The following is a 24,631-nucleotide window of genomic DNA, read 5'->3' on the forward strand; positions in this document are numbered from 1 at the left end:
GATGGAAATCAAGTGGACTGCAAAAGCGCAATCCGATCTGATCCGCGTCTACGACTTTCTGGCGCCGGTCAACAGGCCTGCGGCAATCAAAGCTGCGCAAACTCTTTCATCCGCTCCGCTGCAGCTCCTTCAGCATCCACGCATCGGTGAAAGACTTGAAGAATTCGAGCCTCGCGACGTCAGGCGCATTCTGATAGGCGCTTATGAAATGCGCTATGAAATTGCAGGCTCGACTGTTTTCATCCTGCGCATATGGCACGGACGAGAAGATCGTTAAAACAACGATTGGGGCACCGAAGCGCCCCAATCGTTCCATTCATCACTCCGCCGCCGCCTCGGCCTCCTCGTGATCTGCCAAAAATCCGCCGGACTGCCGGCTCCAGAGCTCGGCATAGATGCCGCCGTTCTGGACCAGTTCCTGGTGCGACCCCATCTCGATGATCCGGCCCTTGTCGAGAACGACGAGGCGGTCCATCTCGGTCAGCGTCGACAGGCGGTGGGCGATGGCGATCACCGTCTTGCCGTGCATCAGGGCAAAGAGGTTTTCCTGGATCGCCGCTTCCACTTCGGAATCGAGCGCCGAGGTTGCCTCGTCGAGCACCAGGATCGGTGCGTCCTTCAGGAAAACGCGGGCGATCGCGACACGCTGCCTCTGGCCACCGGAGAGCTTGACGCCACGCTCGCCGACCTGCGCATCCAGTCCCGTGCGCCCCTGCATGTCGACCAGTCCTTCGATGAAGTCCCAGGCATTGGCGCGCTTGGCCGCCTGGATCACCTCTTCGTCAGTCGCATCCGGACGGCCATAGGCGATGTTGTCGCGGATCGAGCGATGCAGCAGCGACGTATCCTGCGTCACCACGCCGATCATCGAGCGGAGGCTGTCCTGCGTCACGCCGGCGATATCGTGGCCGTCGATGGTGATGCGGCCGCTCTCCAGATCGTAGAAGCGCAAGAGCAGGTTCATCAGCGTCGTCTTGCCGGCACCGGACCGGCCGACGAGGCCGACCTTTTCGCCAGCGCGGATGTCGAGGCTCAGATCCTCGATCACACCCTTCGCCTTACCGTAATGAAAGCGAATGTGATCGAAGCGGATCGCACCCTGCTTGGCAACGATCGGCGAGGCAGCAGGCTTGTCGACGATATCGTGCGGCTTCGTCATCATCTCCATGCCGTCATAGACGGTACCGATGTTCTCGAAGAGCGCCGAGACTTCCCACATCACCCACTGCGACATGCCGTTGACGCGCATGGCAAGGCCGATGGCAATGGCAATGGAGCCGACCGAGATCGAACCGCTGAGCCAGAACCAGATGGACAGAGCCGAGACGATGAACAGCGCCGCGCAGTTGTTGAAATAGACCGAGGCGTGGAACAGCGTCACCTTGCGCATCTGCTTATGGACGGTATTGAGGAATTCCTCCATGCCGGCCTTGGCATAGGTCTCTTCACGACCCGCGTGCGAGAAGAGCTTCACCGTGGCGATATTCGTGTAGCTGTCGACCACGCGGCCCGTCATCGTCGAGCGTGCATCGGCCTGCTGCGCGGCGATCTTGCGCAGTACCGGCACGAAGTAAGCGACGATGGCAACATAGACGCCGAGCCAGAGCAGGATCGGAATCATCAGCCGCCAGTCGGCTGCAGCGATGACGAGGATCATCGACAGAAAATAGGTGACGACGTACACGAAGACGTCGAGGATCTTCATGACCGTTTCGCGCACGGCAAGCGAGGTCTGCATCACCTTGGTCGCGACACGGCCCGCGAACTCGTTGGCGAAAAAGGTCATGCTGTGGCGCAGCAGGAAGCGGTGCATCTGCCAGCGCGCGATCATCGGATAGTTGCCGAGCAGCACCTGATGCATGATGAAGCTGTCGAGTATCGCCGCGAGCGGCAGGCCGACGAGCACCATCGCGCCCATCCAGAACAGCTTGTGCCATTCGGTCTGCAGGAAGGTCGCCTTGTCCGCCTTCGTCAGCCAGTCGACGATATCGCCAAGGAACTGGAATAGCGCGACTTCACCGATCGCGATCGACATGGTGAGAATGCTCATGGCGACGAGCCATGGCAGCGCCGGCCTTGAATAGTGCCAGCAGAAGGCGAAGAGGCCGCGCGGCGGAGTATCCGGCACTTCGCTCGGGAATGGATTTAGTCGGCGTTCGAACCAGCCAAACATTGAAATGCTCCAGAGACTCGACCTTTTGACCACCTTCTGCGCCTAAAGGTCGCGGATTGATATGGTGGCCGGACGATGAAAGAACGAGGCCATATGGCCGCGAAATGAATCGAAAAAGGAGGTACCTGCGAAGGAGCGCCTTAAAGCGCTTGTTCAGAACCGTGGGTTCACGGCACGAAGGCGCATCATTACAAAGGTGATATCCATCTGCGCCTCCTATTTCGCTGGTTGTAGAGCGAGTGTCTTTTAGCGCGACATTTCTCTTTTGAAAAGCGAAATATGCCTGAAAAATGGGCTGAAACCTTCAATTCTGCTGATGGGAGACATCACAAAAATCGAGGGATCGAGGAAAATCGAAGACAAACAGGGGAGTTTTCGCTAGTTGCAGCGCATGACAAAACTGCGCATCGTCCTTTACCAGCCCGACATCCCCGGCAACACCGGCACGATCCTGCGGCTTGCAGCCTGCCTCGGCCTCGGCGTCGACATCATCGAGCCGGCCGGCTTCGACATATCGGACCGCAATCTCAAGCGCGCCGGCATGGACTACCTCGCCGCCGTCACCTTGACGAGACACGTCAACTGGGAGCGCTTCGAGGCATGGCGACAGGAAAGCGGGCGACGGCTGGTGCTGGCTTCGACGAAAGCGGCACAGCGCTATACGGATTTTGCCTTCCGCGACGACGATATTCTCCTCTTCGGCCGAGAAAGCGCCGGCGTGCCGGAGCATGTGCACGAAAAGGCCGATGGCCGGGTCCTGATCCCCATGGTCGAGGGCCAGCGCTCCATCAATGTCGCAATGTCGGCGGCCATGATTTCGGGCGAAGCGCTGCGGCAAGCGCGATGGTCATCGCCCGCATCCCAGGCCTGAATGCCGCACCCGAATAGCCGTTGGCACGCCGGATAAAGTGTGAGAAGCTTCGCCCTGGAATGCTCAAACTCAGGCAGCCTTGGCGAGGTGACCCATGTTCCAGACGGCATTCACGCTTTTCCTTACCCAGTTCGCACGTACATTGAGCCTCCCCGAACGGCTCCAGCACTCCCCTTTGCGCAACCTCGCGCTTGAAGGCCTTCGCCAGCGGAACCTGGCTCTCGATGCGCTGTTCTACGACGTCACGGTCATCACACCCGAGGAAGCCTTCTACATCAGTGACTCGCTCGCCGCCGAGGGCGCGATCCTGCTCGTGCCACCGAGCGGTCTTGGGGCGCTCACCCTCTGCGAAACCATCGATGAATTCGTCTTGCGCGGCGGTGCCGATGCCCGGGCGCTCGCAGTCGCCGGCATCGGCGGTTCCGCGCTCGGAGCGGCCGCCTTTGCCCGCAACGTCGCCGATGCGGTCGACGCGCCGGTCGCGGTCGTCGTCTCGGGCTACGGCATCGCCGATGTCATCACCGAAGCTTTCGGCGGATCGTTTTTCTTCGGTCATTTGAGAGGTCTGCGGCCGCTGCTTGAAAGCCTGGATGATCTTGCCGGCCGGCCCAGGGTTGGAGCGCAGCGTGATGGAACTGCTGCCAGCACCAGCCTGGACACCAGAACCGTGCAGGCGCTTCTCGCCGATCCTCGCCTCTCCTTCCCTCTGCTGGCGGGCCACTCCAAGGGCAATCTCGTCCTTTCTGCCGCCCTGCATAACCTCTCGAAACAGAATGAAGGACGAGTTGCGGAGCTGGCGCGGCATACGAAGATCGTGACGATCGGCACTCGCATCGCCATGCCGCCCGTATTCACCGATATCGTCGATGTCATGGGCGAGTGGGACTGGTTCGGCGAAATCAACTCCCGCGCCTTCATCGAGGCCGATCGGCGCATTTCGCAGGCATGGCATCACACAAACACCGATCTGGGCGGCCATTTGCCTGTAACGACCACGCTCAGGGAGATCCTCGCGGCATCGCCGATCATCGAAGATCCGAAAGCGGAACAGCATCAAGCCGCAACATTCGATGCCCCGGCCCAGCCGACGGCACAGGCGCTCTCACCTCTGGTTCCAGGCGGTGGGCACACGGCAACGATCGAGAAGGTCAGGAAAGCCTTTTCCAGCGGCATCCTGCCCGGCATTCAGCCTGCCGGATCAGGCACATCGGATGACGCACAGTCACCCAAGCCGCATTGAGCTGATTACAAATAGAAGATAGCCGCAAACACACTGGAACATGTGTCAGCCCCATCGCCCATCACTGCAGGCGGTTATCTCTTTCAGGTCAATCCGCCGATGGCAGGCGCCGCATGGTGAACTCGATGCGATCGCCGTCGACCTGACGCCAGCTTTCGACTTCGGTCCAATAGGCAGCCTTGGGAAATTCGTCGAACCATTCACGCGCCTTTTCACGCGCTTCGGGGCGACTGAGACAAAAGGTCTCGCGAACGAATTCGCTTTTCCCGCCAGTGGGATGTTCCTGCCGGTAACGGAATATTCTGCGTCTCAACCCATCCAGGGGCGGCGGTCCAGGTATCCTCATGATAAAACCTCGCCTTTGAGAGAGGGAACATAATACCGCATTGTGAAATTTGCGAGTCGATTCTCCTGCGACGTTGCTGCACTGGCTGCGCCGCAATCTTGCTGATATTCCAAATCACGATACATACAGCGCGAATCGCGGGCCGCCGGTTGCTCGCACCGTCGGAGAGCATGCATGGAACGACCCAATCTTCCCAAGGGATTACCCGAGGATATTGAAGAAAAGAAAGAAGCGGCGCGACACTGGTTCGAAGGCCTGCGCGACACGATCTGCGCGGAATTCGAGCAGCTGGAGGACGAGCTGACCGGCCCCCTTTCCGACCAGGAACCGGGCCGCTTCGTCGCCAAGGACTGGCAACGAGACAAGGGCCAAGGCGGCGGCGGCCGCATGTCCATGATGGAAGGCCGCGTCTTCGAAAAGGTCGGCGTCCATACATCGACGGTCCATGGCGAATTCTCTCCCGATTTTCGCAGCCAGATTCCGGGCGCCGAAGAAGATCCTCGCTTCTGGGCCTCCGGACTGTCGCTGATTGCCCATCCCGTCAATCCGAACGTGCCGACCGTGCACATGAATACCCGCATGGTTGTCACAACGAGCCAATGGTTCGGCGGCGGTGCCGACCTGACGCCGATGCTCGATCGCCGACGCACCCAGGAAGATGCCGACAGCGCACTCTTCCACCGCGCCATGCAGATCGTCTGCGACCGCCACTCCGTCGCCGACTACAAGCACTATAAGAACTGGTGCGACGAATATTTCTTCCTGAAGCACCGCAACGAACCGCGCGGCATCGGCGGCATCTTCTTCGACTGGCTGCATTCTACGGAAGAAGCCGGCGGCTGGAATGCCGATTTCGCCTTCACGCGCGACGTCGGCCGCGCCTTCACGATGGTTTACCCGCGCATCGTCCGCTCCAATTTCAACGAAACATGGACGGAAGAGGACCGCGACGAGCAATTAATTCGCCGCGGACGTTATGTGGAGTTCAATTTGCTGTATGATAGGGGTACAATATTCGGACTGAAGACGGGCGGCAACGTGGAGTCCATTCTTTCGTCTCTGCCGCCGGTGGTGCGTTGGCCCTGATATATGTCGCGCAAGGGTGGCGGCGTTTTGCGATAACGGCATGCGAAAGCAGGCGATGCGGAGCGTAATGGGCGAATCTGAAAGATCGCGACACGCTTTGGATATCCGACACGAGTCGATCGGATAAGAAATCGGCGGGAGGAGTGCCTAAGTGACCTAATGCTCGTTTCAATCGGAGGAGGTTGTAATGGGAGCAGAGAAACACGTCACCGAAGCTTCGAAAGAGCAGAAACTGTCACGCACGGTCGATAGTCCGGAATTTGTCGTCCGGCTGGCCGAAGATATGCGGATCCGCAGCGGATCCGATCTGCCGCTATCCTGCTTCATCGAACAGGTGAGGATGCAGTTGGCGGGCAAATCGCCGAACGACATCGCCCGCTTCGCGGCCGATCGTTCGGCAAGACAGCCACCGATTACGAAGTATCAGTCATCGGACTGCTTCAAATCCTGGGCAATGCCGGATTGAAATCTGGAAGACTGCCGCCGGCAAGCGGGAAGCTCGCCGGCGGCAGAAACTTTTTTCCGTCCACCGCGTTTAGCCCCCATGCCTTTCGGCCACTATGCTTTTCGGCGTGAGGGACCGGAACCTATTGGGAAATGAGGAGGAAGATATGCGACTGTTCGAATGTGGTACGCTCGTGCCCGGCTGTTCCTGGCATACTCGCGCCAAGGACGACGCCGAAGTGGTTCGCCGCGCCGTCGAGCATATGCGCGAGGCGCATGGCGAAACAACCATCCGCGAAAACATGGTCGACAATATCAAGGCACGCATTCGCGATGAGGCCAACGCGGCCTGATTAGGGGGTAGGCACGAGGCCTCGATATCACGCGGCGGCCAATTCCTTCAGTCGGGCGAGAAGGCTCGCCCGGTTCATCTTGAAGTTTCCGTCGAGCCATTCCTGCTCGAGCTTGCCAAGAAGCTCGCCGACGCGCGGCCCGGCGGCAATACCCGCGGCCAGCGCATCCGCGCCGCTGAGCGGGAATGCGGGCTTTTTCCATTTTGCCACTCGTTCCAGCAGCTTGCCCAACCGCGCGACACGTCCCATCTCCTCAAAATCGCTCTCTGCCTTGCTTCGCGCGGTCACCAGCGCCAGCTTCAGGCGAACCGCGACGCCCGATGGGTCGTGGCGATAAAGCAGGCGGTCGAAGGCCGCTTCCGAGATATCATCCTTGACGGCAGGTGCGTTCGCCCATGCCTGGAGATAGACTCCTTCGGCTTTCGAGAGACGCAGCCGCTCGGCAAGCTTGGCAAGCCTTTCCGTATCCGGCGGCACGATGGCGGCAAGCCGCAGCAACGGCTCCGCCGGCCATCCGAGGGCCTGCTCGGTTGAAATAAGTCCGGGAATGGCGTCGATACCCCATTTCTCGGTTTCCGGCAGGACTTCGGTCAATATGCCGACCTGGCGCATCCAGAGCAGCGCCCTGCCCGGATCCTGAGCCGCCAGAAGCTTCTTCATTTCCGACCAGACGCGCTCGGCGGAGAGCGTTGATATCTTCGCCCGCGCAGCGGCGCAGGCGCGCAACCCATCCGCATCCGGCCGGCCGCTGCCATAATAGGCGAAGAAGCGGAAGAACCGCAGGATACGCAAATAATCCTCGGCGATCCGCGTAGCCGCATCGCCGATGAAACGAATATTGCGGCGCTCGAGATCCGCCAAACCGCCGACGAGATCCACGACCTCGCCATCGGCGGACGCATAAAGCGCATTGATGGTCAGGTCGCGCCGCTCGGCGTCTGCCTGCCAATCCTGGCTGAAGGCGACCACGGCGCGGCGCCCGTCGGTCTCAACGTCGCGACGCAAAGTAGTGATTTCGAACGGTTTTCCGTCGATAACCAAGGTCACGGTGCCATGCGCGATGCCCGTCGGTACTGCCTTGATCCCCGCCGCCTCGGCTCTTTCGATGACGGCTTCCGGCAAGAGAGTGGTTGCTATGTCGATATCGGCGACCGGCAGCCCCATCAGGCTGTTGCGTACGGCACCACCGACCACGCGTCCTTCGCCGCCATCGGCATCGAGCAACGACAGCACCCGCTGCAGCGCCTTATCGCGAAACCAGGCCTCATTGGCAACGGACGTCATGTATAGAGCCTTTCATAAAGCGTGCGGACGATGCCCGCGGTAATGCCCCATATCATGCGTTGACCGTAAGGCATGCGGTAGAAATGCCGTTCGCTCCCCTGCCAGAGCATGGTGTCGGTGACATGGTGGCTGGGATCCATGAGAAAGGAGAGCGGCACCTCGAAGGCATCCTCCACCTCTGTCGGATTGAGAGCCAGATCGAAGCCGGGCTTCACGACCGCGAGAACGGGCGTAATGCGAAAACCGGTGGCGGCCAGATAATGCGGCAGCCGCCCGACAGGCTCGATGAAGATATCGGCAAGCCCGATCTCCTCGCCCGCCTCGCGCACCGCCGCCATTTCCGGCGAGGCATCCTCCGGATCGATCGCGCCGCCCGGAAAGGCGATCTGGCCGGAATGCTTGCGCAGGGTGGATGTCCTCAGTGTGAAGATGACTTTGGCATCGTCGCCGCTGTCGACGACCGGTATGAGTACGGCGGCATCCTTCAGCTTCAGGTCCGCGACCTGCGCTATCGTCTCCGGATTAAGCAGATGATCGCCATGATCGCGCCAGGCGAGATCGATCGGGCCGCCGCTCTGGTTGAGGGCGCGACGGCGGAATTCATCCGCGGAATAAAGAGGGAATTCACTCATCGAGTCAGTGCATCCAGTTCGGCAAGCGGCATGACGGGGAAGATCGTCCCCCCGGAGCGCACGCAGAACATCTCGCGCCCGGCAATTTCAACGGGTTCGCCGAGTTCGACGAGATCGTACATGACCGCGCGCGTCACCAGAGCCTCGAGACGTCCGCGGACATGCAGGTAGGGCTTCAGCTCGTCATTTTCGCCGCGGATGATGAAGCGGATCGGATGGTCCCTGCCCGCTTCGACGACATCGCCGACATTCGTGCGGAATGTCAGCACGCGCTTGCCGTCGCGCTCCGTCACGCTCATCTCGACGGCCACGAAAGGCGCGTCGACAACGCGAATGCCGACTTTTTCCACAGGTGTGACGAGATAGGTCTTCTCGTCCGCATCCTTGCGCAGCACGGTGGAAAACAGCCGCACCAGCGGCGCGCGGCCGATCGGCGTGCCCAGATAGAACCAGGTGCCGTCGGCCCTGATTTCCATGTCGATATCGCCGCAGAACGGCGGATTCCAGCGATCGACGGGTGGCAGACCCTTCTTGCGGCCGCCGCTATCGCCGGCTGCGCGCGAAATCAGCGCCGCGAGGCTCGCGGCGTCGCCCGTTGCCTTGATTTCCTCGGTTGCCATTCTTCTGTCCCGGTTGGTCGTTAGTCACAAATATGACAGTTCTCACGAGATAGTCATTTGAAACGTGCTTGTCAGCCGTCTTGGTGGCGATAAGTTGTATTGATTATGAGGCAAATGTGTAACGTCTGCGAATCACGCGCACCGTTTTTCTGCCATTGGAGACGCAAATGGGCATGATCAAATCGACCGAAACGAGTCTCGACGAGCAGGCCATCATCGCATCCGCCGAAAAGGCGCTCAGCGATATTGCCGCCATTCGCGAGGAGGTGTCGAAGGTCATTTTCGGCCAGGAAAGCGTCGTGGAGAACACGCTTCTGGCCGTGCTCGCCGGCGGTCACGCCCTGCTCGTCGGCGTGCCAGGCCTCGCAAAGACGAAGCTCGTGACCACGCTCGGCGCAGTCCTCGGCCTTGACTCCAACCGCGTGCAGTTCACTCCGGACCTCATGCCGTCGGATATTCTCGGCTCCGAAGTGATGGATCAAGACGAGAGCGGCCGCCGCTCCTTCCGCTTCGTCAAGGGGCCAGTCTTCGCGCAATTGCTGATGGCCGACGAGATCAACCGTGCCTCGCCGCGCACACAATCGGCCCTGCTGCAGTCCATGCAGGAATACCACGTCACCATCGCCGGCCAGCGTTACGACCTGCCCGCTCCCTTCCACGTTCTCGCAACGCAGAACCCTTTGGAGCAGGAAGGCACCTATCCGCTGCCGGAAGCCCAGCTCGACCGCTTCCTGCTGCAGGTCGATGTCGATTATCCCGAGCTTGCCGACGAGCGCCGCATCCTGCTTGAAACCACGGGCTTGAGCGAAGCGACGCCGCAGGCGGTTATCGATGCCGAGCGCCTGCTGGAAATCCAGCAGTTGATCCGGCAGATGCCGGTTGGTGACGGCGTGGTCGATGCAATCCTGTCTCTGGTGCGCTCCGCCCGCCCGGGCCAGGGCAATGCCTCGACCGACAAACATGTCGCGTGGGGTCCCGGCCCGCGCGCCGGCCAGGCCATGATGCTTTGCGCCCGCGCCCGCGCACTCTATGAAGGCCGGCTCGCACCGTCGATCGACGACGTGCATGCGCTGGCCGAACCCGTGCTGGAACACCGCATGGCGCTGACCTTCGCGGCCCGCGCCGAAGGCATGTCCGTGCGCGATGTCATCGCAGGACTGGTAAAACAGTCGAGACCATGAGCCGGATGTCGAGGAGAGTATAGCGCGTGGCATCCATCGGACAGATCGTCAGACCGACCTCAGGCAACGATGCCCTCTCCCGAGCCCGTAGTCGCGCCGCTCTCGTGCCGGATTGCCTCGTCGAAGCCAAGCGCATTGCCAATACCGTCATCGCCGGCTGGCACGGCCGGCGCAAGCGCGGCATCGGCGAGAATTTCTGGCAATTCCGCCCCTATACCGAAGGCGAAAGCCTATCACGCATCGACTGGCGGCGCTCGGCCCGCGACGATCATACCTATATCCGTGATCATGAATGGGAAGCCGCGCACACGATCTGGCTCTGGGCCGATCTGTCGCCGTCCATGATGTACAAATCCACCTATGGCCACGCCTCCAAGGAGAGCCGCGCGCTCGTCCTGATGCTGGCGCTGGCGGAAATTCTTTCCCGCTCCGGCGAACGCATCGGCTGCCCCGGCATTATGGAGCCGGTTTCCACCCGCAATGCCGCCGAACGGCTGGCCGCAGCCCTGATGCACACGCCTCTCGAAGGCGGCCTGCCGCAGACGGCGATGATCCGCGGCTGGAGCGATATCGTGCTGATCGGCGATTTTCTCGATGATGCCGACAGCGTCATGGGCAGGATCGGGCCCTTGGCGCGCCGGGGCTTGCGCGGTCATGTGATCGAGGTTGCCGATCCGGCCGAAGAACTCTTTCCCTATAGCGGCCGGACCGAATTCAGCGATCCGGAGACGGGTTCGAAGCTGATTGCCGGCCGCGCCGAAAACCTGCGCGACGACTATCGACGCGCCTATCTCGCCCGCCGCGAAAATCTCGGCCAGTCGCTGCGCCATCTCGGCTGGACCTTCGTCAACCACCGTACCGACCGGCTGGCCTCGGAAGCGTTGGTCGCCGTGCACATGTATCTTTCCGGCATGCCCGCCAGGGTGGCCTCCGGAGGGCAGCCATGAGCGGTCTCACCTTCGCATTCGCCTCGCCAGCCATCCTCGCTGCCCTCATCCTGCTCCCTGCGATCTGGTGGCTGCTGCGCCTGACACCGCCGCAACCGCGAACGGAGGTCTTCCCGCCGCTGCGCATTCTGGCAGCCATCCTCAAGCGCGAGGAAACGCCGGCGCGCAGCCCGTGGTGGCTGACGCTGCTCCGCATGCTGCTGGCCGCTCTCGTCATCCTCGCCATCGCAAACCCGATGTTCAATCCGCGCACCAATACGCTGTCGAGCGGCGGCCCGCTGGTGCTGATAGTCGACAATAGCTGGGCGAGCGTCTCGGATTGGGAGCGTCGTGTCCGAACGGCCGACGCGCTGATCGACGATGCCGATGCCAAGAGCATTCCCGTTTCGATCGCCTTCACCGGCGAGCAGAACAACGATGCGACGCCGGGTGCCGCGACATCGGCCCGCGACAAGCTGCATGCCATGAACCCGCGGCCGCTGGTGCCGGATCGCGAACGTGCTGCCGACGCCGTGAAGGCTGCACTCAACGGCAGCAAGCCCGGCACGATCGCCTTCATCTCCGATGGCGTCGAGAGCAGGGACAAGGACGATATCGTAAGCCGGCTCGCTGCGCTGCAGCCAAGCGAGCTGCGGCTGATCGAAGGCGATGGCCAAAACATCATCGCGATCACCGGCGCGACCAACACCGCCAACAACATGACCGTCACCGCAACACGGCTGAATGGCACCGCCCCGGTGCGCCTTGGGCTGACCGCGCAGGACAACCAGGGACGGCCGATCGCCGCCGGTTCGCTCGACTTCGCCGGCGGCCAGACCGTCGCCACCGGTTCCATTGCCGCTCCCTTCGAGATGCGCAATGATTTCGCCCGCATAAGCCTCGACCGGCAGGCAAACGCGGGCAGTGTCTATCTGCTCGACGATGGTTTCCGGCGCCGGCGCGTGGCGCTTCTCTCCGGTCAGGCGGCCGACGAATTCCAGCCGATCCTGTCGCCGCTCTACTATATACAGCGCGCCCTCCAGCCCTATGCCGACCTGACTCAGCCGAACAGCGCCGATCTCGCCAAATCGATCCCGGAACTGCTCGCCGGCAATCCCTCGGTCATCATCATGGCCGATGTCGGCCGCCTGCCGCAGGAAACCTACGCACCGCTGCAGAAGTGGATCCAGAACGGCGGCACCCTCATCCGCTTTGCCGGCCCGCGCCTTGCCGCGGCACCCGCCGATGATCCCCTCGTACCCGTGACGCTGAGGCAGGGCGAGCGCACATTCGGCGGCGCGCTTTCCTGGGCAGAGCCGCAGCCGCTCGCCGATTTCCCCTCCTTCGGCCCCTTCGCCGGCATGCCGAAGCCGAAGGATGTGCTCATCAAGCGGCAGGTTCTGGCCGAGCCGACGCCGGATTTGGCCGAACGTACCTGGGCAAGCCTTGCCGACGGCACGCCGCTGGTGACCGAAAAGCAGATGCAGGCCGGCCGCATCGTTCTCTTCCACGTCAGCGCCGAACCGCAATGGTCCGACCTGCCGATATCAGGCGATTTCGTCGAAATGCTGCGCCGGATCGTGCAGCTGTCTCACGCCAGCGGCGTCACCCCGGCGGACGGGGCCGCAGCCAAGGGGAGCGAAGCAATGCCGCCCTACCGGCTTCTGACCGCCAAGGGCGTGTTGACCAGCGAAATCGGCAGCGCCCGCCCGCTGGAGCCGAACAACAAGGGTGCGTCGATCGCAAGTTTCGACAACCCGCCCGGCCTCTACGGCTCAGAAGAAGGCTTCGTCGCGCTGAATACCCTGCCGAGCGGCACGCAACTGAAACCGCTGGATGCCTCGGCGATCGGCTCGGTCGCACGCGAAGGCCTTATCGGCGGCGAAGCCTGGTCGGCAAAGCCGATCCTTTTCACGCTCGCCTTCCTCATGCTTCTGGCCGACAGCCTGATCGTATTGTTCATGAACGGCGCCTTCCCGCACCTCGGCAGATCGGCAAAGACGATGGCGGGCGGCGCGGCGATGCTTTTGCTGGCGGCCTCGCTTGCCATCTTCCTGCATCCGGCCATTGCATTGGCCGACGATGCGAAACCGGGCGACGACACCATTTTTTCGCGGTTGGACAAGACGCATCTTGCCTATGTCGTGACAGGCGAGTCGGAAATCGATCACATCTCGGAGCGTGGCCTTGCCGGCCTTTCCGACTACCTTACCTATCGCACGACGCTCGAGCCCGGCCCTCCGGTCGGGCTGGACCTGACCAAGGACGAATTGGCCTTTTACCCCCTTATCTACTGGCCGGTTTCAGCGACCGCACCGATGCCTTCCAACGACGCGATCAACCGCATCGATGCCTATATGCGCAATGGCGGCACCGTACTGTTCGATACCCGCGACGCCATCGACACGATGGGCGATACCTCTACGCCGAGCCCGAACGGCCAGCGGCTGCAGCAGATCCTCGCCAATCTCGATATTCCGCCCTTGGAGCCGGTGCCTGCCGGGCATGTGCTGACCAAATCCTTCTATCTTCTGTCGAGCTTCCCCGGCCGCTATGCCGATAGTCCGCTCTGGGTGGAAGCGCGGCAGGATATGCGCCGCGACGCAAATGCGGTTGCCACCTCTGACGGCGTCACGCCGATCATCATAACGGGCAATGATCTTGCCGGTGCCTGGGCCGTCGACGAGAATGGCTCGCCGCTGCTGCCGACCGTGCCGCCGGACGAAACCCAGCGGGAATATGCCTACCGCACCGGCGTCAACATCATGATGTACATGCTGACCGGAAACTATAAATCCGATCAGGTCCACGTTCCGGACATTTTGCAGCGCTTGGGGCAGTAATATGAATATCGGTTTCGCCCCATTCCTCCCCTGGCCTATCCTGGCCGCTCTCGCGGTGCTGACGCTTGCCATAGCGGCGCTCGCGATCTACAGGCGCCTTCGTGGCGGCTGGATCCGTGCCCTGGCAGGCATTGCCCTCTTGGCCGCGCTCGCCAATCCCGTGCTGATGCAGGAAGACCGCGAGCAGCTGACGACCATCGTCCCCATCGTGGTCGACCGCAGTCTCAGCCAGCAGACGCCGGAACGTTCCAAGATGACCGATGACGCGCTGGTAATGCTCAAGGATCGGCTGGCGCAATTCCCGCGCATGGAGCCGCGCATCGTTGAGGTGCGCGATCCGGCGGAAGCAGAATCCCCATCGACGCGGCTTTTCTCAGCACTGTCCTCGGCGATCGCGGACGTGCCGCCCGCCCGCATCGGCGGCGCCATCTTCCTCACCGACGGCCAGATCCACGATATTCCCGGCGTCAACCAGCAGCTCGGCTTCGATGCGCCCATCCACGGGCTGATCACGGGCAAGCCGGACGAATTCGATCGCCGCATCGAAATCGTCCGCGCGCCTCGCTTCGGCATCGTCAACGATGAACAGCAGCTCGTCTTTCGCGTCGTTGACGACGGCAAGAGCCCCGGCATCACGGCAGCAGTCACGGTCAAGATGAACGGCGACGAAATCGCCACGCTGCAGGCAACGCCCGGTCAGGACACGCCCTTCAGCTTCAAGGTGCCGCGCGCCGGCAACAATGTCCTCGAATTCGCCGTCGCCGAGGTGCCCGGCGAGGTCACCGCGATCAACAACCGCACCGTCCAGCTGATCGAAGGTATCCGCCAGAACATGCGCGTTCTGCTCGTCTCGGGTGAGCCGCATGCCGGTGAACGCGCCTGGCGCAACCTTCTGAAATCGGACGCGTCGGTCGATCTCGTGCACTTCACCATCCTGCGTCCGCCGGACAAGCAGGACGGCACGCCGATCAACGAATTGTCGCTGATCGCCTTCCCGACGCGCGAGCTTTTCGTCGACAAGATTACCTCTTTCGACCTGATCATTTTCGATCGCTACCAGGACCGCCAGAACGTCCTGCCGACGATCTATTATGATTACATGGCGCAATATGTCGAAAACGGTGGCGCTCTGCTCGTGGCCGCCGGTCCGGAACATGCCGGCGGCAGTTCGATCGCGCTGACGCCGCTTGCCTCCGTGCTGCCGGCCGAGCCGACAGGCCAGATGATCGAGAAGGCCTTCTATCCGCGTCTGTCGGATCAGGGTCGCAAACATCCGGTGACACGCGGCCTGGATGGCTCCGAAACCGAACCGCCGCATTGGGGCCGCTGGTTCCGGAGCGTCGATGTCGAACGGCCGCAGGGGCAGACCGTGATGGTCGGCGCGAATAATAGTCCGTTGCTGGTGCTGAATCGCGTCGGACAGGGCCGCGTCGCCATGCTGCTCTCCGACGAAGGCTGGCTCTGGGCGCGCGGCTTCGAAGGCGGCGGCCCGCACGTATCGCTCTATCGCCGCATCGCCCATTGGCTCTTGAAGGAGCCGGCGCTGGAGGAAGAAGCGCTGACTGCGAATGCCGCCGGGCGCATGCTGCAGGTGACGCGACAGACGATCGGCAATGATCCCGGCCCCGCCACGATCAAATCGCCATCCGGCAAGTCACAAACCTTGCCGCTGAAGCAGACGCAGCCGGGTCTCTACCAGGCCGAAAAGCACATGGATGAGATCGGGCTCTATCAGATCGCCAACGGCAAGCTGTCGACGCTCGTTCACATCGGCGCTATCGATGCTCCAGAATTCAAGGCAATGATCTCGACGACCGAGACGCTGAAGCCGCTGGTGCAGAAGACCAAGGGTCTCGTCACCCGGGTCGCCGGCGCCAATGGCAGCGTGACGGTGCCGCAGGTCCTACCGGTGCGCGGCGCAGTGCGTGTCGCCGACAATCAACGCCTGACCATCCGCATGACCGACGAAACCGTGCTGAAGGGCATCAATACCCTGCCCCTGTTTGCGGGCTTTGCCGGCCTTGCCGCCCTGCTCTTTGCCTTCTCCGCCACATGGTGGCGCGAAGGACGGTGACCGTGATGAAAATTGATGTGACCGATACCCCTACGGAAAGTGAGCTCGCGGCCATCAGCGAGGGATTGACGGCCTTCAATGCAGCCGATGTCGGCCCCTCCGAGCGCCGTCCCCTGGCGGTTCTGATCCGCGATGAGACCGGCAAGACCATTGGCGGGATTTCCGGCTACACCGCCTGGGGATGGCTCTTCACCGCATGGCTTTTCGTGCCGGAAACCCTGCGCAGCCAGGGCATGGCCGGAAAGCTGCTGGACGCGGCGGAAGCGGAGGCAAGCGCGCGCGGCTGCTTTGGAGCCTGGATCGATACGTTCAATCCGCAGGCGCTGCGAGCCTACCAAAGGCAGGGCTATGCGATTTTCGGTGAATTGCCGGATTTTCCCGCTGGCAGAAGCCGCTTCTTCCTGCAGAAGAAACTATCGCCCCGCTGAAGAGCGGCGGGGCAATAGTTTTCGCTCTTAGAACAAAGGTTTAGACGGCAATCGCAGTCAGTTGCATGTCGTCATCCTCGTCCTCTTCGTCCGTCATAACGGCCGGAACGGAATCATCGCGCCATGCGATCGAGCCTTGCAGCCGCGCATGCACGTCGGCTACGACAGGCACGACCAGTACCCGATTGGGATCGACGGGGCCAGGGAAAGTCAGCGCATTATAGCCGACCTTCTCGAAGCCGAGCGGGCTATAGTAAGGCGGATCGCCGACGAGGATGACGGCTTCCGAGCCCTTGCGCTTGGCGGCCTCGACAGCGATCCGCACGAGTTCGCGGCCGATGCCCTTGTTCTTGTGGGAGGGGCGTACGGCAAGGGGCCCGAGCAGATGGCCCTTGACCGATCCGGCCAGCACCGGCGTCATCCGCACGGAGGCGATCGTCTCGCCATCATCGGCACAGATGAAGGACAGCGACCGGTCATGCGGCCCCTGTTCGCGAATGCGAGCCGCAGCGCGCGTAAACCGGCCGGGGCCGAACGCTTCTTCGTTGATGATTTCGATGACGGCGTCGTGCGACGCATCCTCAGTGAGGTAGACCAGATCGTGCTTGTACATTAGACCAGTGAAACCAGATAGACGGACGATATTGTTCCCGAAAGCGCTCTTCGAGCGTTCAAGATCATCGGCGTCGTCGCAGGCTTCTGGCTACTTTCATGACAAGGGTCCTTAAACTGTGAAAAGCCGGATAGCAGGAAATATTCGGCGCGTCCAATGCAAAATGCATGATGTTGCTCATTGATGCGAGATCGCGTCGGCATCCTGGCTTCCCACGCATAACGCCGGCGTCCGAAGCCTCCCAGCCGTGCATGCGACGCAGTGTTCATCATTTACCGCCTCGAAATCCGGCTGACATGCCGTATCTCTTCTATTAATTGTCAGCAGTTTTCCCGAAAGGATCGAGCAATGGGCATGTTGGTGGACGGCGTCTGGCATGACGTCTGGTACAATACGGAAGAAACAAAAGGCCATTTCAAGCGCGCCGCGTCGCAGTTCCGAAACTGGGTGACCACGGATGGCAGCGACGGGCCGACCGGCACCGGCGGGTTCAAGGCGGAAGCCGGGCGCTACCATCTTTACGTGTCGCTCGCCTGCCCCTGGGCACATCGAACCCTGATCTTCCGTAAGCTGAAGAAGCTCGAGGAGCTGATCTCGGTCTCGATCGTCGATCCGCTGATGCTGGAAAACGGCTGGGAGTTCAAAGGAAAAGACGGTGGAACCGTCGATCATCTCTTCGGCGCAAAGGCGCTTTGGGAAATCTACACCAAGGCCGATCCGCATTATTCCGGCCGGGTGACCGTTCCCGTTCTCTGGGACAAGCAGACCGGCACGATCGTCAACAACGAATCAGCCGAAATCATTCGCATGTTCAACAGCGCCTTCGATGGCTTGACCGGCTCCAAGGCGAATTTCTACCCCGCCGATCTCAGCGCCGATATCGATGCCCTGAACGAGCGCGTCTACGACACCGTCAATAACGGCGTCTACAAGGCCGGCTTTGCGACGACCCAGGAAGCCTACCAGGAAAGCGCGCTCCGCCTCTTCGAAACCCTCGACATGCTGGACCAGCGGCTTTCGACGAAACGCTATCTGTTCGGAGACCGGTTGACGGAAGCTGACTGGCGGCTGTTCACGACACTCGTCCGCTTCGACCCGGTCTATGTCGGCCATTTCAAATGCAACATCCGCCGCATCGCCGATTATGCCAACCTCTCGGCCTATCTGCGCGATCTCTATCAGATTGCCGGCGTTGCCGAGACGGTGAACCTGACGCATATCAAGAACCACTATTATCGCAGCCACAAGACGATCAATCCGACAGGCATCGTGCCGGTCGGCCCCGATCTGGACTTCGATCGGCCGCATGGCCGCGAGCAATTGGCAAAAGCCGCCTGATTTGAAACCGGCAGCTACCAGTGATTGGAAGGAGCTTCTGCTCCTTCCAATTCCTTCAGCCTGCGGTAGGTTGCCTTCGTCGTTCCGGGCGGCAGCGCATCGAGCGCAAAGAAGCCGCTTTCGACGATCTCCCGATCCGGCTTGCGCGGTGCCGGCTGGGTGACTTCGACACGGTAGAAAACGACGTGGTCTCGTTTGCTGGTGCGATTGTTGAAATAGACGTGGAAGAGCTGCGGCCGGCCCGAGATCACCAGATTGCCCTCCTCCCGCAACTCCTTGGCCAGCGCCTGCTCCACCGTTTCATGGCGCTCGACACCGCCGCCGGGCATGTGCCAGCCGGCGATATAGGAGTGCCGCACCAGGAAAACTCTCCCCTCCCGGTCGAAGCAGGCGGCGCGCACGCCAAGGGTCATGCTGCGGGTCAGGCCGAAATAGACATGCAGCGCCCGGCCGAACAACCGCACCGCCAACCCCTGCTTTTCGTCCCTCGAAATTTCGTCGCTCATGCGTGAAACCCGATGCCCCGACCTGCAATAAGGTCGGGAATGTATTTGTTTTGACAATAGAGTGGGCTATGTCTCATCCCATGTTCAAGCTCGCGCATATTTCCGATGTTCACCTTGGTCCGCTGCCACGCCTTTCGATTAGAGAACTCGCCTCCAAACGCATTACCGGATTTGTGAACTGGCACCGGAACCGGCGCAAGCACCTTTTTGGCGGTACGCTCGATCTCCTTCTTGACGACATCAAGGCGAAACAGGCCGATCATCTGGCCGTAACCGGTGATCTCGTCAATCTCGCGAGCGGCATGGAGATCCAGACCGCGGCCGCGTGGCTGAAGACGGTCGGCGATCCCTTTCATACGTCCGTCGTTCCCGGCAATCACGATGCCTATGTGCCCGGCGCATATGAAAAATCCATGCGCGCCTGGTATCCCTATGTCAGGGGCGACCACGGCCCTGTTGAATGGCAGGAAAACCAGCGCATTTTTCCCTATCTGCGCATTCGGGACCAGGTCGCGCTGATCGGCTGCTCGACCGCCGTCGCCACGCCGCCTTTTGCAGCCAGCGGCTTCTACTCCGCTCGCCAGGCGCGTGAGACGGTGAACATTCTGCGCGCGGCAGGCGACGCCGGGCTCTTTCGCGTCGTCATGATCCACCATCCGCCGATTCGCGGCGCGACCAGCTTCTACAAGCGCATGATCGGCATCCGCCGCTTTGCGGCGGTTCTCTCGACCGGCGGCGCGGAGCTGGTCCTGCACGGGCATACGCATCTCAACACCTTGCATTGGCTGCGCGGCCATATGGGTCCGGTGCCGATCGTCGGGATTGCCTCCGCCTCGCAAGGGGTCGGCGGCCTGAAGCCGCGCGCCGCCTACAATCTCTTCACGATCGCCGGTCGTCCGGGCGCCTGGGAGTTGAAGGCCGAACGCTACAGCCTCAACGACCAGGGCAGCGGCGTCGATCCGGAAGGCATCGATATTCTGGCTATCTAATCGGCGTTTTAACGCTGTCATCCGCATCGTTTCGGTAGCGTTTTCTACGATAGGGAGCTACAATCGGGCCGTCGGAATCCCGGGAGGATAGGATGGGTTTCAAGGCCGCGATGAAAAGCTCCTCGACTGTGGCATTCGCTGTCGGATTCTTGTTTGCCGCGAGCCTGCAGGCCATCGCCGCCGGCTCCGAAACCGACGAAACGGCCCCTCCGCCCAAGAGCAAAACCACGACCCAATGCACTGACGGCAAGGTTTGGGACAAGGACAAGAAGGCGTGCTTGAAGCCGAAGCAAACCGGCTTCAACGACGATCAGCTGTTTGAGGCGGCACGCGAATTCGCCTATGCCGGCCAGTATGATAACGCCATCACCGTCCTGAAGCTCGCAAGGAACCAGGACGATCCCCGCATTCTCAACTATCTTGGTTACGCCAATCGCAAGGCAGGCCGCATGGAGCTCGGCATGAGCTACTATCGCAAGGCGCTGCAACGCGACGAGAATTATATCCTTGCGCGCTCCTATATGGGACAGGCCCTTCTCCAGCAGGGCGACGTTCAGGGCGCGCGCGTCCAGCTGGTCGAGATCCGCGATCGCGGTGGCGAAAATACCTGGGCTTACCGCTCGCTGCTGCAATCGCTCAAGGGCCAGGTCAGCTATTGAGACAATGCGGGTCAGCGCGCCCGCAGATCGCCGCCCGGAGAAAGACAAGTTAAGGCGAGTGTTTTGAAGGCTTGCGAAACGGCACGAAAATGGTTCATACCAACACAGGACGAACATTCTGCTCGCATCACCTTTTCCAAGGGAAAGGTCACTATTTGCGGAAACACGTCGCCCATGTGACAACCTCCAACGCTTCTTTGGAAAGACCATGCCAACGCCGGTAGCAGCCCTCGATATCAGACGCGATCTGGTCGGCCTTCTTCCGAAGCTTCGCCGCTTCGCGGTGACGCTGACCGGCGATCTGGCCGAGGCGGACGAACTCGTCCAGAGCGTCTGTCAGCGCGGTATCGCCAAGTTCCATCTGTGGAACAGCGGCGGCAAGCTGGAGAGCTGGCTCTACACCATGGCTCGGCATCAATGGGTCGACGAAGCTCGGCGCCACAAGCTGCGGCCCGCCGGCAAGGGCAATGCCCTGGAACAGGGCGACCTCGCATCCGGAACACATTTAAATCCGGTGGAAGCCGGAGAAGCGCATCGCCTCGTCACATCTTTGCCCGAAGGACTTGCCAGTGTCTTCCTGCTGGTCGATGTCGAAGGACACAGCTACAAGCAGGCGGCCGATATTCTCGGCATTCCGCTATCGGCAGTGATGTCGCGACTATCCAGCGCACGTCTTTACCTTGCTTCTCAGGGTCACAGCCGCTCGCCTCGAAGGTTTTAAGCATTGCAGGACATAAAAAAAACGCCGCTGGAAGTCCGTTTATCCGCCTTCATGGACGGCGAAACGAGCCGAGAAGAAAAGGAAGAGCTGGAAAAGCTCATCGCTTCCGATCCCAACGCGCAGCGCATATACGATGAGTTGAGGCACGGTTCCGATGTCGGCCGCAAGGCTTTTGACGAGGTTTTGAAAGAGCCGGTGCCGCTTGCGCTCGTTCGGTCCATCAAGAGCGCTCAGCCCCCGAAGACTCGCGACCCTTCTCCCCGTCTCGCCCGGCCATCCCTGAAATTGGCGCCGAACGGCAGGCAGTCGCTGGCGGCAGCCCTGATCCTCTTCGCAGTCGGCGGCGGCATAGGTTATCTCTTGGGCACGCAACCTGCCAATGCACCGGAGGCGCCGCCCGTCACCCCGGCCCAGGTCGCGACGCGAAACTGGCTGGATGACATAGCCGCCTATCATCGCATCTATTCGCGCCAGCCGCGCCATATGGTCGAGCTGCAGGCAAGCGAACTGGACGAAATCAGCAAGTGGCTGGGCAGCACGGTCGGCGTCAAGTTCAATTTCCCGGATCTGGCCGCCGACGGCCTCGTTTTCCAGGGCGCGCGGATGTTTATCGCCGGCGGCAAGCCCGTCGGCCAGCTGATCTACAAGAATCTCGATGGCGATGTCGTCGCTGTCTGTTTCACCAAGGCCGACGGCGTCGCCAACGACAACGATTTCAACGAGACCATCAAGGACGATATCAGCATCGTGTCCTGGCATCGCGATGGCGCGACCTACGCCGTCGTCGGCCCTTCCTCGGATGCGATGCTCGACCAGATCGCCAACAGGGTATCGTCGGAGATCTGACCGCTCCCTCCTCCCTCTTTGCAGCTTGCGGACGAAGGCCGGTCGATGGATAATGATCCTGCGGCAATCGCGCGATATTATTGTTGGAGTTTCGACATGTCCGATGTTCTGCTGACCATTCCGGAAATCGACAGGCGCATTGCCGTGATAAGGGGGAATCTTCGTGAGCTGATCGAGCAGGCCGCCGCCTTCTCCGGCGCAGCCGACGAAGAACGGACGTCGGAGCGGATAGCCGAACAGGAAGAAGAGCTTGAGCGTCTGACGAAGCAACGCGAAGAGCTTGCCAAGGGCACACCTTAAGCAAAATGCACCATCGAAGCATGCGTCCTCGGACGATTTCGACGCCCGTCGCTTAGGCGCGGGCCGTATTCCGCGCCGTGCTGTCGAGCGGTCATGGTACAATTGCTGCTGACATCGGCGCCGATACACGCTATAGAGGTTGCAGCGACCTATGAGGAGAGCACTCGGATGAAAAATCACGGCACAGGAAATCACCGCTGAAAAGCAGTGCCGTGAAGGGCTGTTTTATCGGCCCAATCATCAGATTGCTATCTTTCGCCCGCGGAGGGCACTCATGTTTCGTCGCTTTGAAGAGCTTGTCGATCCGTTCCAGGATCATGACGAGCAGCAACCATCATCCAAGACCTGGCATTATCTTCTAACCAACCTTCGCCCGTTTCGCACAGTCATGGCACTCAGCCTCGGCTTGACTGTCATCGGCGCCGTCATCGAAATCTGGCTCATCGGCTATTCCAGCCGGCTGGTGGATAATCTCGCCGCGGCCCGGCGGGAGGATTTCTGGGCATCTGAAGGGTTGGGCCTGCTCGCTGCGGCCGCCCTTGTGCTGATCGGACGGCCTTTTGCCGGATATCTCCGCGAAAGCCTTGATGACATCGCATTCCGGCCGAATGCGGAGACCTTGTTCCGTTGGCGGGCTCACCGTCACGTCCTTCGGCAATCAGTCGGCTGGTTTCGCCAGGATTTTTCCGGTCGTATCGCCAGCCAGGTGCGCGACATCGGCACGGCGGCAACGGGTGCCGCCTATGCGGTCCTGCACACGCTCTCCTTTGTCACGATCTACGTTGCCGGTTCGCTCTGGCTGATGGCTTCGATCGATCTGCGTCTGATCTGGCCCTTGGCCGTCTGGCTATTCTGCTATCTCGGCCTGATGGCTTATGTCATCCCTCGCCTGCAGAACGCCTCTGCGCAATACCAGGGAGCCTATGCCGAGCTGACGGGCATGCTGGTGGATAGCTATGCCAATATCGACCTCATCAAGCTTTTCGCCGATGCAAAGGCGGAAGACAAAGAAGCCCGGCATCGTTTCGCACTAACCCGCGAAACATTCGTTCGGGTGCAGAGGCTCGAAGTGCTGGTCAATTCGAGCATGCTGTTCCTCGGAAGCTTCCTCATGGTCGCGCTTGTCGGCTATGCGGTCGTGCTGTGGCAGTCCGGTGGCGCGCCGCTCGGGTTGATCGCGGCATCGCTTGCGCTGAGCTTCCGCATAACCGGCATGGCCGAATGGATGCTGGACGCGGTGTCCTCGCTCTTTGCGCATCTCGGCGCCATGCGGCAATCCCTGATGACCGTCTCGCAGCCGCGTGCGATTACCGATGCACCGGAGGCTCAGTCGCTTGCCGTCACGAAGGGCGAGATCGTCTTCCGGCAGGTCACGCACCACTACGGCAAGAGAGATGGCGGGCTGGATGGCATTTCGCTTCGAATTGCCGCGGGCCAGAAGGTCGGCCTCGTCGGCCGCTCCGGCACCGGCAAATCGACTTTGGTCAACCTGCTTCTGCGCTTCTTCGATGCGGAAGCCGGAACCATCGAGATCGACGGACAGGATATTCGCCGGGTGACGCAGGACAGCCTGCGCCGGCAGATAGCGGTGGTCGGTCAGGAGGCATCGCTCCTTCACCGCTCCATCCGCGATAACATCGCCCACGGCAACCCACGCTTTTCGGAGGATGCGATTCTAGCTGCCGCCGAGAAGGCTGCTGCCCGCGATTTCATCGCGGGCCTGCGGGATCAGGAAGGAAGAACCGGCTTCGACGCCCATGCCGGCGAACGCGGCGTCCAGCTCTCCGGCGGTCAAAGGCAGCGCGTGGCGATCGCCCGCGCCATCCTCAAGGATGCCCCGATCCTGGTGCTCGACGAGGCAACATCCGCCCTCGATTCGGAGGTCGAAGCCGAAATCCAGGATACGCTTTACGGCATCATGGAAGACAAGACCGTGATCGCCATCGCGCATCGCCTGTCGACCATCGCGCGCATGGACCGTATCGTCGTGCTGGACCAGGGACGTATCGTCGAGGACGGCACGCATTCGGAGCTGATCGCCGGGAACGGTATCTACGCGACGCTGTGGTCCCATCAGTCCGGCGGCTTCATCGAAGGCGATGAGCCGGAAGCCGATTGACGCGCAACAAAAAAGCCCCCTCGAAAACTGAACTGACCC

26 protein-coding genes are annotated in these 24,631 nt (G+C 61.2%); 18 read left to right on the top strand and 8 right to left on the bottom strand.

The window, feature by feature from the left end:
- Window position 1 precedes the first annotated feature (1 nt).
- Window positions 2-277 carry a type II toxin-antitoxin system RelE/ParE family toxin gene (locus ACPYOP_RS12855; RefSeq protein ID WP_481410772.1) on the top strand — a complete coding sequence of 92 codons (276 nt, stop codon included), beginning with the start codon at window positions 2-4 and terminating at the stop codon, window positions 275-277.
- A gap of 42 nt (window positions 278-319) precedes the next feature.
- On the opposite strand, the gene ACPYOP_RS12860 is transcribed toward ACPYOP_RS12855, so the two are convergent.
- Complete coding sequence (locus ACPYOP_RS12860) at window positions 320-2,173, bottom strand: ABC transporter ATP-binding protein (protein ID WP_481410773.1); 1,854 nt, start codon at window positions 2,171-2,173, stop codon at window positions 320-322.
- Between the two features lie 391 nt (window positions 2,174-2,564).
- Between ACPYOP_RS12860 and ACPYOP_RS12865 the strand changes: the two genes are divergently transcribed.
- Complete coding sequence (locus ACPYOP_RS12865; protein WP_481410854.1) at window positions 2,565-3,044, top strand: tRNA (cytidine(34)-2'-O)-methyltransferase; 480 nt, start codon at window positions 2,565-2,567, stop codon at window positions 3,042-3,044.
- 94 nt (window positions 3,045-3,138) lie between these two features.
- Complete coding sequence (locus tag ACPYOP_RS12870) at window positions 3,139-4,284, top strand: hypothetical protein (RefSeq protein WP_481410774.1); 1,146 nt, start codon at window positions 3,139-3,141, stop codon at window positions 4,282-4,284.
- Window positions 4,285-4,372: 88 nt separating this feature from the next.
- Here ACPYOP_RS12870 and ACPYOP_RS12875 read toward each other — a convergent pair whose 3' ends face one another.
- Entirely contained in the window at window positions 4,373-4,633 is a 261-nt protein-coding gene (locus ACPYOP_RS12875) for a hypothetical protein (protein ID WP_481410855.1), read from the bottom strand.
- 171 nt (window positions 4,634-4,804) lie between these two features.
- Here ACPYOP_RS12875 and hemF point away from each other — a divergent pair, with 171 nt between their 5' ends.
- From hemF to ACPYOP_RS12890, 3 genes are all read left to right on the top strand, one after another.
- Window positions 4,805-5,716, top strand: coding sequence for an oxygen-dependent coproporphyrinogen oxidase (gene hemF, locus ACPYOP_RS12880; protein WP_481410775.1), 912 nt, complete (start codon window positions 4,805-4,807; stop codon window positions 5,714-5,716).
- A gap of 187 nt (window positions 5,717-5,903) precedes the next feature.
- Window positions 5,904-6,182 carry a hypothetical protein gene (locus ACPYOP_RS12885; RefSeq protein WP_481410776.1) on the top strand — a complete coding sequence of 93 codons (279 nt, stop codon included), beginning with the start codon at window positions 5,904-5,906 and terminating at the stop codon, window positions 6,180-6,182.
- Window positions 6,183-6,327: 145 nt separating this feature from the next.
- Window positions 6,328-6,513: a DUF1059 domain-containing protein gene (locus ACPYOP_RS12890; protein WP_120664587.1), complete on the top strand. Its 186-nt coding sequence runs from the start codon at window positions 6,328-6,330 to the stop codon at window positions 6,511-6,513.
- Window positions 6,514-6,540: 27 nt separating this feature from the next.
- Here the strand turns inward: ACPYOP_RS12890 and ACPYOP_RS12895 are convergent, their stop codons facing one another.
- Genes ACPYOP_RS12895 through ACPYOP_RS12905 form a run of 3 tightly spaced genes read right to left on the bottom strand, consistent with a single transcriptional unit; the run spans window position 6,541 to window position 9,049 of the window.
- Window positions 6,541-7,797 (bottom strand): CCA tRNA nucleotidyltransferase, encoded by a 1,257-nt coding sequence (locus tag ACPYOP_RS12895; RefSeq protein ID WP_481410777.1) that lies wholly within the window; start codon window positions 7,795-7,797, stop codon window positions 6,541-6,543.
- On the bottom strand, window positions 7,794-8,429 hold the full coding sequence (locus ACPYOP_RS12900) for a CoA pyrophosphatase (protein WP_481410778.1): 636 nt from the start codon (window positions 8,427-8,429) through the stop codon (window positions 7,794-7,796). The genes ACPYOP_RS12895 and ACPYOP_RS12900 overlap by 4 nt, the downstream gene beginning before the upstream one ends.
- The gene (locus ACPYOP_RS12905) at window positions 8,426-9,049 is read right to left on the bottom strand and encodes a DUF1285 domain-containing protein (RefSeq protein ID WP_481410779.1); all 624 of its coding nucleotides are present in this window, start codon (window positions 9,047-9,049) and stop codon (window positions 8,426-8,428) included. The genes ACPYOP_RS12900 and ACPYOP_RS12905 overlap by 4 nt, the downstream gene beginning before the upstream one ends.
- 167 nt (window positions 9,050-9,216) lie before the next feature.
- Here ACPYOP_RS12905 and ACPYOP_RS12910 point away from each other — a divergent pair, with 167 nt between their 5' ends.
- Genes ACPYOP_RS12910 through ACPYOP_RS12930 form a run of 5 tightly spaced genes read left to right on the top strand, consistent with a single transcriptional unit; the run spans window position 9,217 to window position 16,501 of the window.
- Window positions 9,217-10,230 carry an AAA family ATPase gene (locus ACPYOP_RS12910; RefSeq protein WP_481410780.1) on the top strand — a complete coding sequence of 338 codons (1,014 nt, stop codon included), beginning with the start codon at window positions 9,217-9,219 and terminating at the stop codon, window positions 10,228-10,230.
- 26 nt (window positions 10,231-10,256) lie between these two features.
- A complete protein-coding gene (locus ACPYOP_RS12915) occupies window positions 10,257-11,177 on the top strand; it encodes a DUF58 domain-containing protein (RefSeq protein ID WP_481410781.1) in 921 nt (306 codons plus the stop codon).
- Window positions 11,174-13,999 carry a DUF4159 domain-containing protein gene (locus tag ACPYOP_RS12920; RefSeq protein WP_481410782.1) on the top strand — a complete coding sequence of 942 codons (2,826 nt, stop codon included), beginning with the start codon at window positions 11,174-11,176 and terminating at the stop codon, window positions 13,997-13,999. The genes ACPYOP_RS12915 and ACPYOP_RS12920 overlap by 4 nt, the downstream gene beginning before the upstream one ends.
- 1 nt (window position 14,000) lies before the next feature.
- The gene (locus ACPYOP_RS12925; protein WP_481410783.1) at window positions 14,001-16,073 is read left to right on the top strand and encodes a hypothetical protein; all 2,073 of its coding nucleotides are present in this window, start codon (window positions 14,001-14,003) and stop codon (window positions 16,071-16,073) included.
- Between the two features lie 5 nt (window positions 16,074-16,078).
- The gene (locus ACPYOP_RS12930) at window positions 16,079-16,501 is read left to right on the top strand and encodes a GNAT family N-acetyltransferase (protein WP_481410856.1); all 423 of its coding nucleotides are present in this window, start codon (window positions 16,079-16,081) and stop codon (window positions 16,499-16,501) included.
- A 40-nt stretch (window positions 16,502-16,541) separates the two neighbouring features.
- Here the strand turns inward: ACPYOP_RS12930 and ACPYOP_RS12935 are convergent, their stop codons facing one another.
- Window positions 16,542-17,114: a GNAT family N-acetyltransferase gene (locus ACPYOP_RS12935; protein ID WP_481410784.1), complete on the bottom strand. Its 573-nt coding sequence runs from the start codon at window positions 17,112-17,114 to the stop codon at window positions 16,542-16,544.
- Window positions 17,115-17,462: 348 nt separating this feature from the next.
- Between ACPYOP_RS12935 and ACPYOP_RS12940 the strand changes: the two genes are divergently transcribed.
- Complete coding sequence (locus ACPYOP_RS12940) at window positions 17,463-18,452, top strand: glutathione S-transferase family protein (RefSeq protein ID WP_481410785.1); 990 nt, start codon at window positions 17,463-17,465, stop codon at window positions 18,450-18,452.
- Between the two features lie 14 nt (window positions 18,453-18,466).
- On the opposite strand, the gene ACPYOP_RS12945 is transcribed toward ACPYOP_RS12940, so the two are convergent.
- Entirely contained in the window at window positions 18,467-18,958 is a 492-nt protein-coding gene (locus ACPYOP_RS12945; protein ID WP_481410786.1) for an NUDIX domain-containing protein, read from the bottom strand.
- Window positions 18,959-19,008: 50 nt separating this feature from the next.
- On the opposite strand from ACPYOP_RS12945, the gene ACPYOP_RS12950 reads away from it, so the two are divergent.
- Window positions 19,009-19,947 (top strand): metallophosphoesterase family protein, encoded by a 939-nt coding sequence (locus ACPYOP_RS12950; RefSeq protein ID WP_481410787.1) that lies wholly within the window; start codon window positions 19,009-19,011, stop codon window positions 19,945-19,947.
- 92 nt (window positions 19,948-20,039) lie between these two features.
- Window positions 20,040-20,606, top strand: coding sequence for a tetratricopeptide repeat protein (locus tag ACPYOP_RS12955; RefSeq protein ID WP_481410788.1), 567 nt, complete (start codon window positions 20,040-20,042; stop codon window positions 20,604-20,606).
- 11 nt (window positions 20,607-20,617) lie between these two features.
- On the opposite strand, the gene ACPYOP_RS12960 is transcribed toward ACPYOP_RS12955, so the two are convergent.
- A complete protein-coding gene (locus ACPYOP_RS12960) occupies window positions 20,618-20,782 on the bottom strand; it encodes a hypothetical protein (protein ID WP_481410789.1) in 165 nt (54 codons plus the stop codon).
- Window positions 20,783-20,814: 32 nt separating this feature from the next.
- Between ACPYOP_RS12960 and ACPYOP_RS12965 the strand changes: the two genes are divergently transcribed.
- The 4 genes from ACPYOP_RS12965 to ACPYOP_RS12980 all read left to right on the top strand — a co-directional run bounded on the left by ACPYOP_RS12965 (window position 20,815) and on the right by ACPYOP_RS12980 (window position 24,592).
- Complete coding sequence (locus ACPYOP_RS12965; protein WP_481410790.1) at window positions 20,815-21,327, top strand: RNA polymerase sigma factor; 513 nt, start codon at window positions 20,815-20,817, stop codon at window positions 21,325-21,327.
- A gap of 3 nt (window positions 21,328-21,330) precedes the next feature.
- Entirely contained in the window at window positions 21,331-22,173 is an 843-nt protein-coding gene (locus tag ACPYOP_RS12970) for an anti-sigma factor family protein (RefSeq protein ID WP_481410791.1), read from the top strand.
- Window positions 22,174-22,269: 96 nt separating this feature from the next.
- On the top strand, window positions 22,270-22,473 hold the full coding sequence (locus tag ACPYOP_RS12975) for a hypothetical protein (RefSeq protein WP_481410792.1): 204 nt from the start codon (window positions 22,270-22,272) through the stop codon (window positions 22,471-22,473).
- 274 nt (window positions 22,474-22,747) lie between these two features.
- Entirely contained in the window at window positions 22,748-24,592 is a 1,845-nt protein-coding gene (locus ACPYOP_RS12980) for an ABC transporter ATP-binding protein (RefSeq protein ID WP_481410793.1), read from the top strand.
- Window positions 24,593-24,631 lie beyond the last annotated feature (39 nt).

The organism is Rhizobium sp. KNZ2-6A (genome assembly GCF_056755475.1).

Bases quoted from the DNA above. Each gene is read 5' to 3' on its own strand.
- ACPYOP_RS12870 (WP_481410774.1), top strand. From the start codon at position 3,139: ATGTTCCAGACGGCATTCACGCTTTTCCTTACCCAGTTCGCACGTACA.
- ACPYOP_RS12905 (WP_481410779.1), bottom strand. From the start codon at position 9,049: ATGGCAACCGAGGAAATCAAGGCAACGGGCGACGCCGCGAGCCTCGCG.
- ACPYOP_RS12910 (WP_481410780.1), top strand. From the start codon at position 9,217: ATGGGCATGATCAAATCGACCGAAACGAGTCTCGACGAGCAGGCCATC.
- ACPYOP_RS12895 (WP_481410777.1), bottom strand. From the start codon at position 7,797: ATGACGTCCGTTGCCAATGAGGCCTGGTTTCGCGATAAGGCGCTGCAG.
- ACPYOP_RS12935 (WP_481410784.1), bottom strand. From the start codon at position 17,114: ATGTACAAGCACGATCTGGTCTACCTCACTGAGGATGCGTCGCACGAC.
- ACPYOP_RS12975 (WP_481410792.1), top strand. From the start codon at position 22,270: ATGTCCGATGTTCTGCTGACCATTCCGGAAATCGACAGGCGCATTGCC.
- ACPYOP_RS12940 (WP_481410785.1), top strand. From the start codon at position 17,463: ATGGGCATGTTGGTGGACGGCGTCTGGCATGACGTCTGGTACAATACG.
- ACPYOP_RS12900 (WP_481410778.1), bottom strand. From the start codon at position 8,429: ATGAGTGAATTCCCTCTTTATTCCGCGGATGAATTCCGCCGTCGCGCC.
- ACPYOP_RS12965 (WP_481410790.1), top strand. From the start codon at position 20,815: ATGCCAACGCCGGTAGCAGCCCTCGATATCAGACGCGATCTGGTCGGC.
- ACPYOP_RS12920 (WP_481410782.1), top strand. From the start codon at position 11,174: ATGAGCGGTCTCACCTTCGCATTCGCCTCGCCAGCCATCCTCGCTGCC.
- ACPYOP_RS12890 (WP_120664587.1), top strand. From the start codon at position 6,328: ATGCGACTGTTCGAATGTGGTACGCTCGTGCCCGGCTGTTCCTGGCAT.
- ACPYOP_RS12855 (WP_481410772.1), top strand. From the start codon at position 2: ATGGAAATCAAGTGGACTGCAAAAGCGCAATCCGATCTGATCCGCGTC.
- ACPYOP_RS12960 (WP_481410789.1), bottom strand. From the start codon at position 20,782: ATGGGCGACGTGTTTCCGCAAATAGTGACCTTTCCCTTGGAAAAGGTG.
- ACPYOP_RS12925 (WP_481410783.1), top strand. From the start codon at position 14,001: ATGAATATCGGTTTCGCCCCATTCCTCCCCTGGCCTATCCTGGCCGCT.
- ACPYOP_RS12885 (WP_481410776.1), top strand. From the start codon at position 5,904: ATGGGAGCAGAGAAACACGTCACCGAAGCTTCGAAAGAGCAGAAACTG.
- ACPYOP_RS12980 (WP_481410793.1), top strand. From the start codon at position 22,748: ATGTTTCGTCGCTTTGAAGAGCTTGTCGATCCGTTCCAGGATCATGAC.
- ACPYOP_RS12930 (WP_481410856.1), top strand. From the start codon at position 16,079: ATGAAAATTGATGTGACCGATACCCCTACGGAAAGTGAGCTCGCGGCC.
- ACPYOP_RS12860 (WP_481410773.1), bottom strand. From the start codon at position 2,173: ATGTTTGGCTGGTTCGAACGCCGACTAAATCCATTCCCGAGCGAAGTG.
- ACPYOP_RS12945 (WP_481410786.1), bottom strand. From the start codon at position 18,958: ATGAGCGACGAAATTTCGAGGGACGAAAAGCAGGGGTTGGCGGTGCGG.
- ACPYOP_RS12955 (WP_481410788.1), top strand. From the start codon at position 20,040: ATGGGTTTCAAGGCCGCGATGAAAAGCTCCTCGACTGTGGCATTCGCT.
- hemF (WP_481410775.1), top strand. From the start codon at position 4,805: ATGGAACGACCCAATCTTCCCAAGGGATTACCCGAGGATATTGAAGAA.
- ACPYOP_RS12865 (WP_481410854.1), top strand. From the start codon at position 2,565: ATGACAAAACTGCGCATCGTCCTTTACCAGCCCGACATCCCCGGCAAC.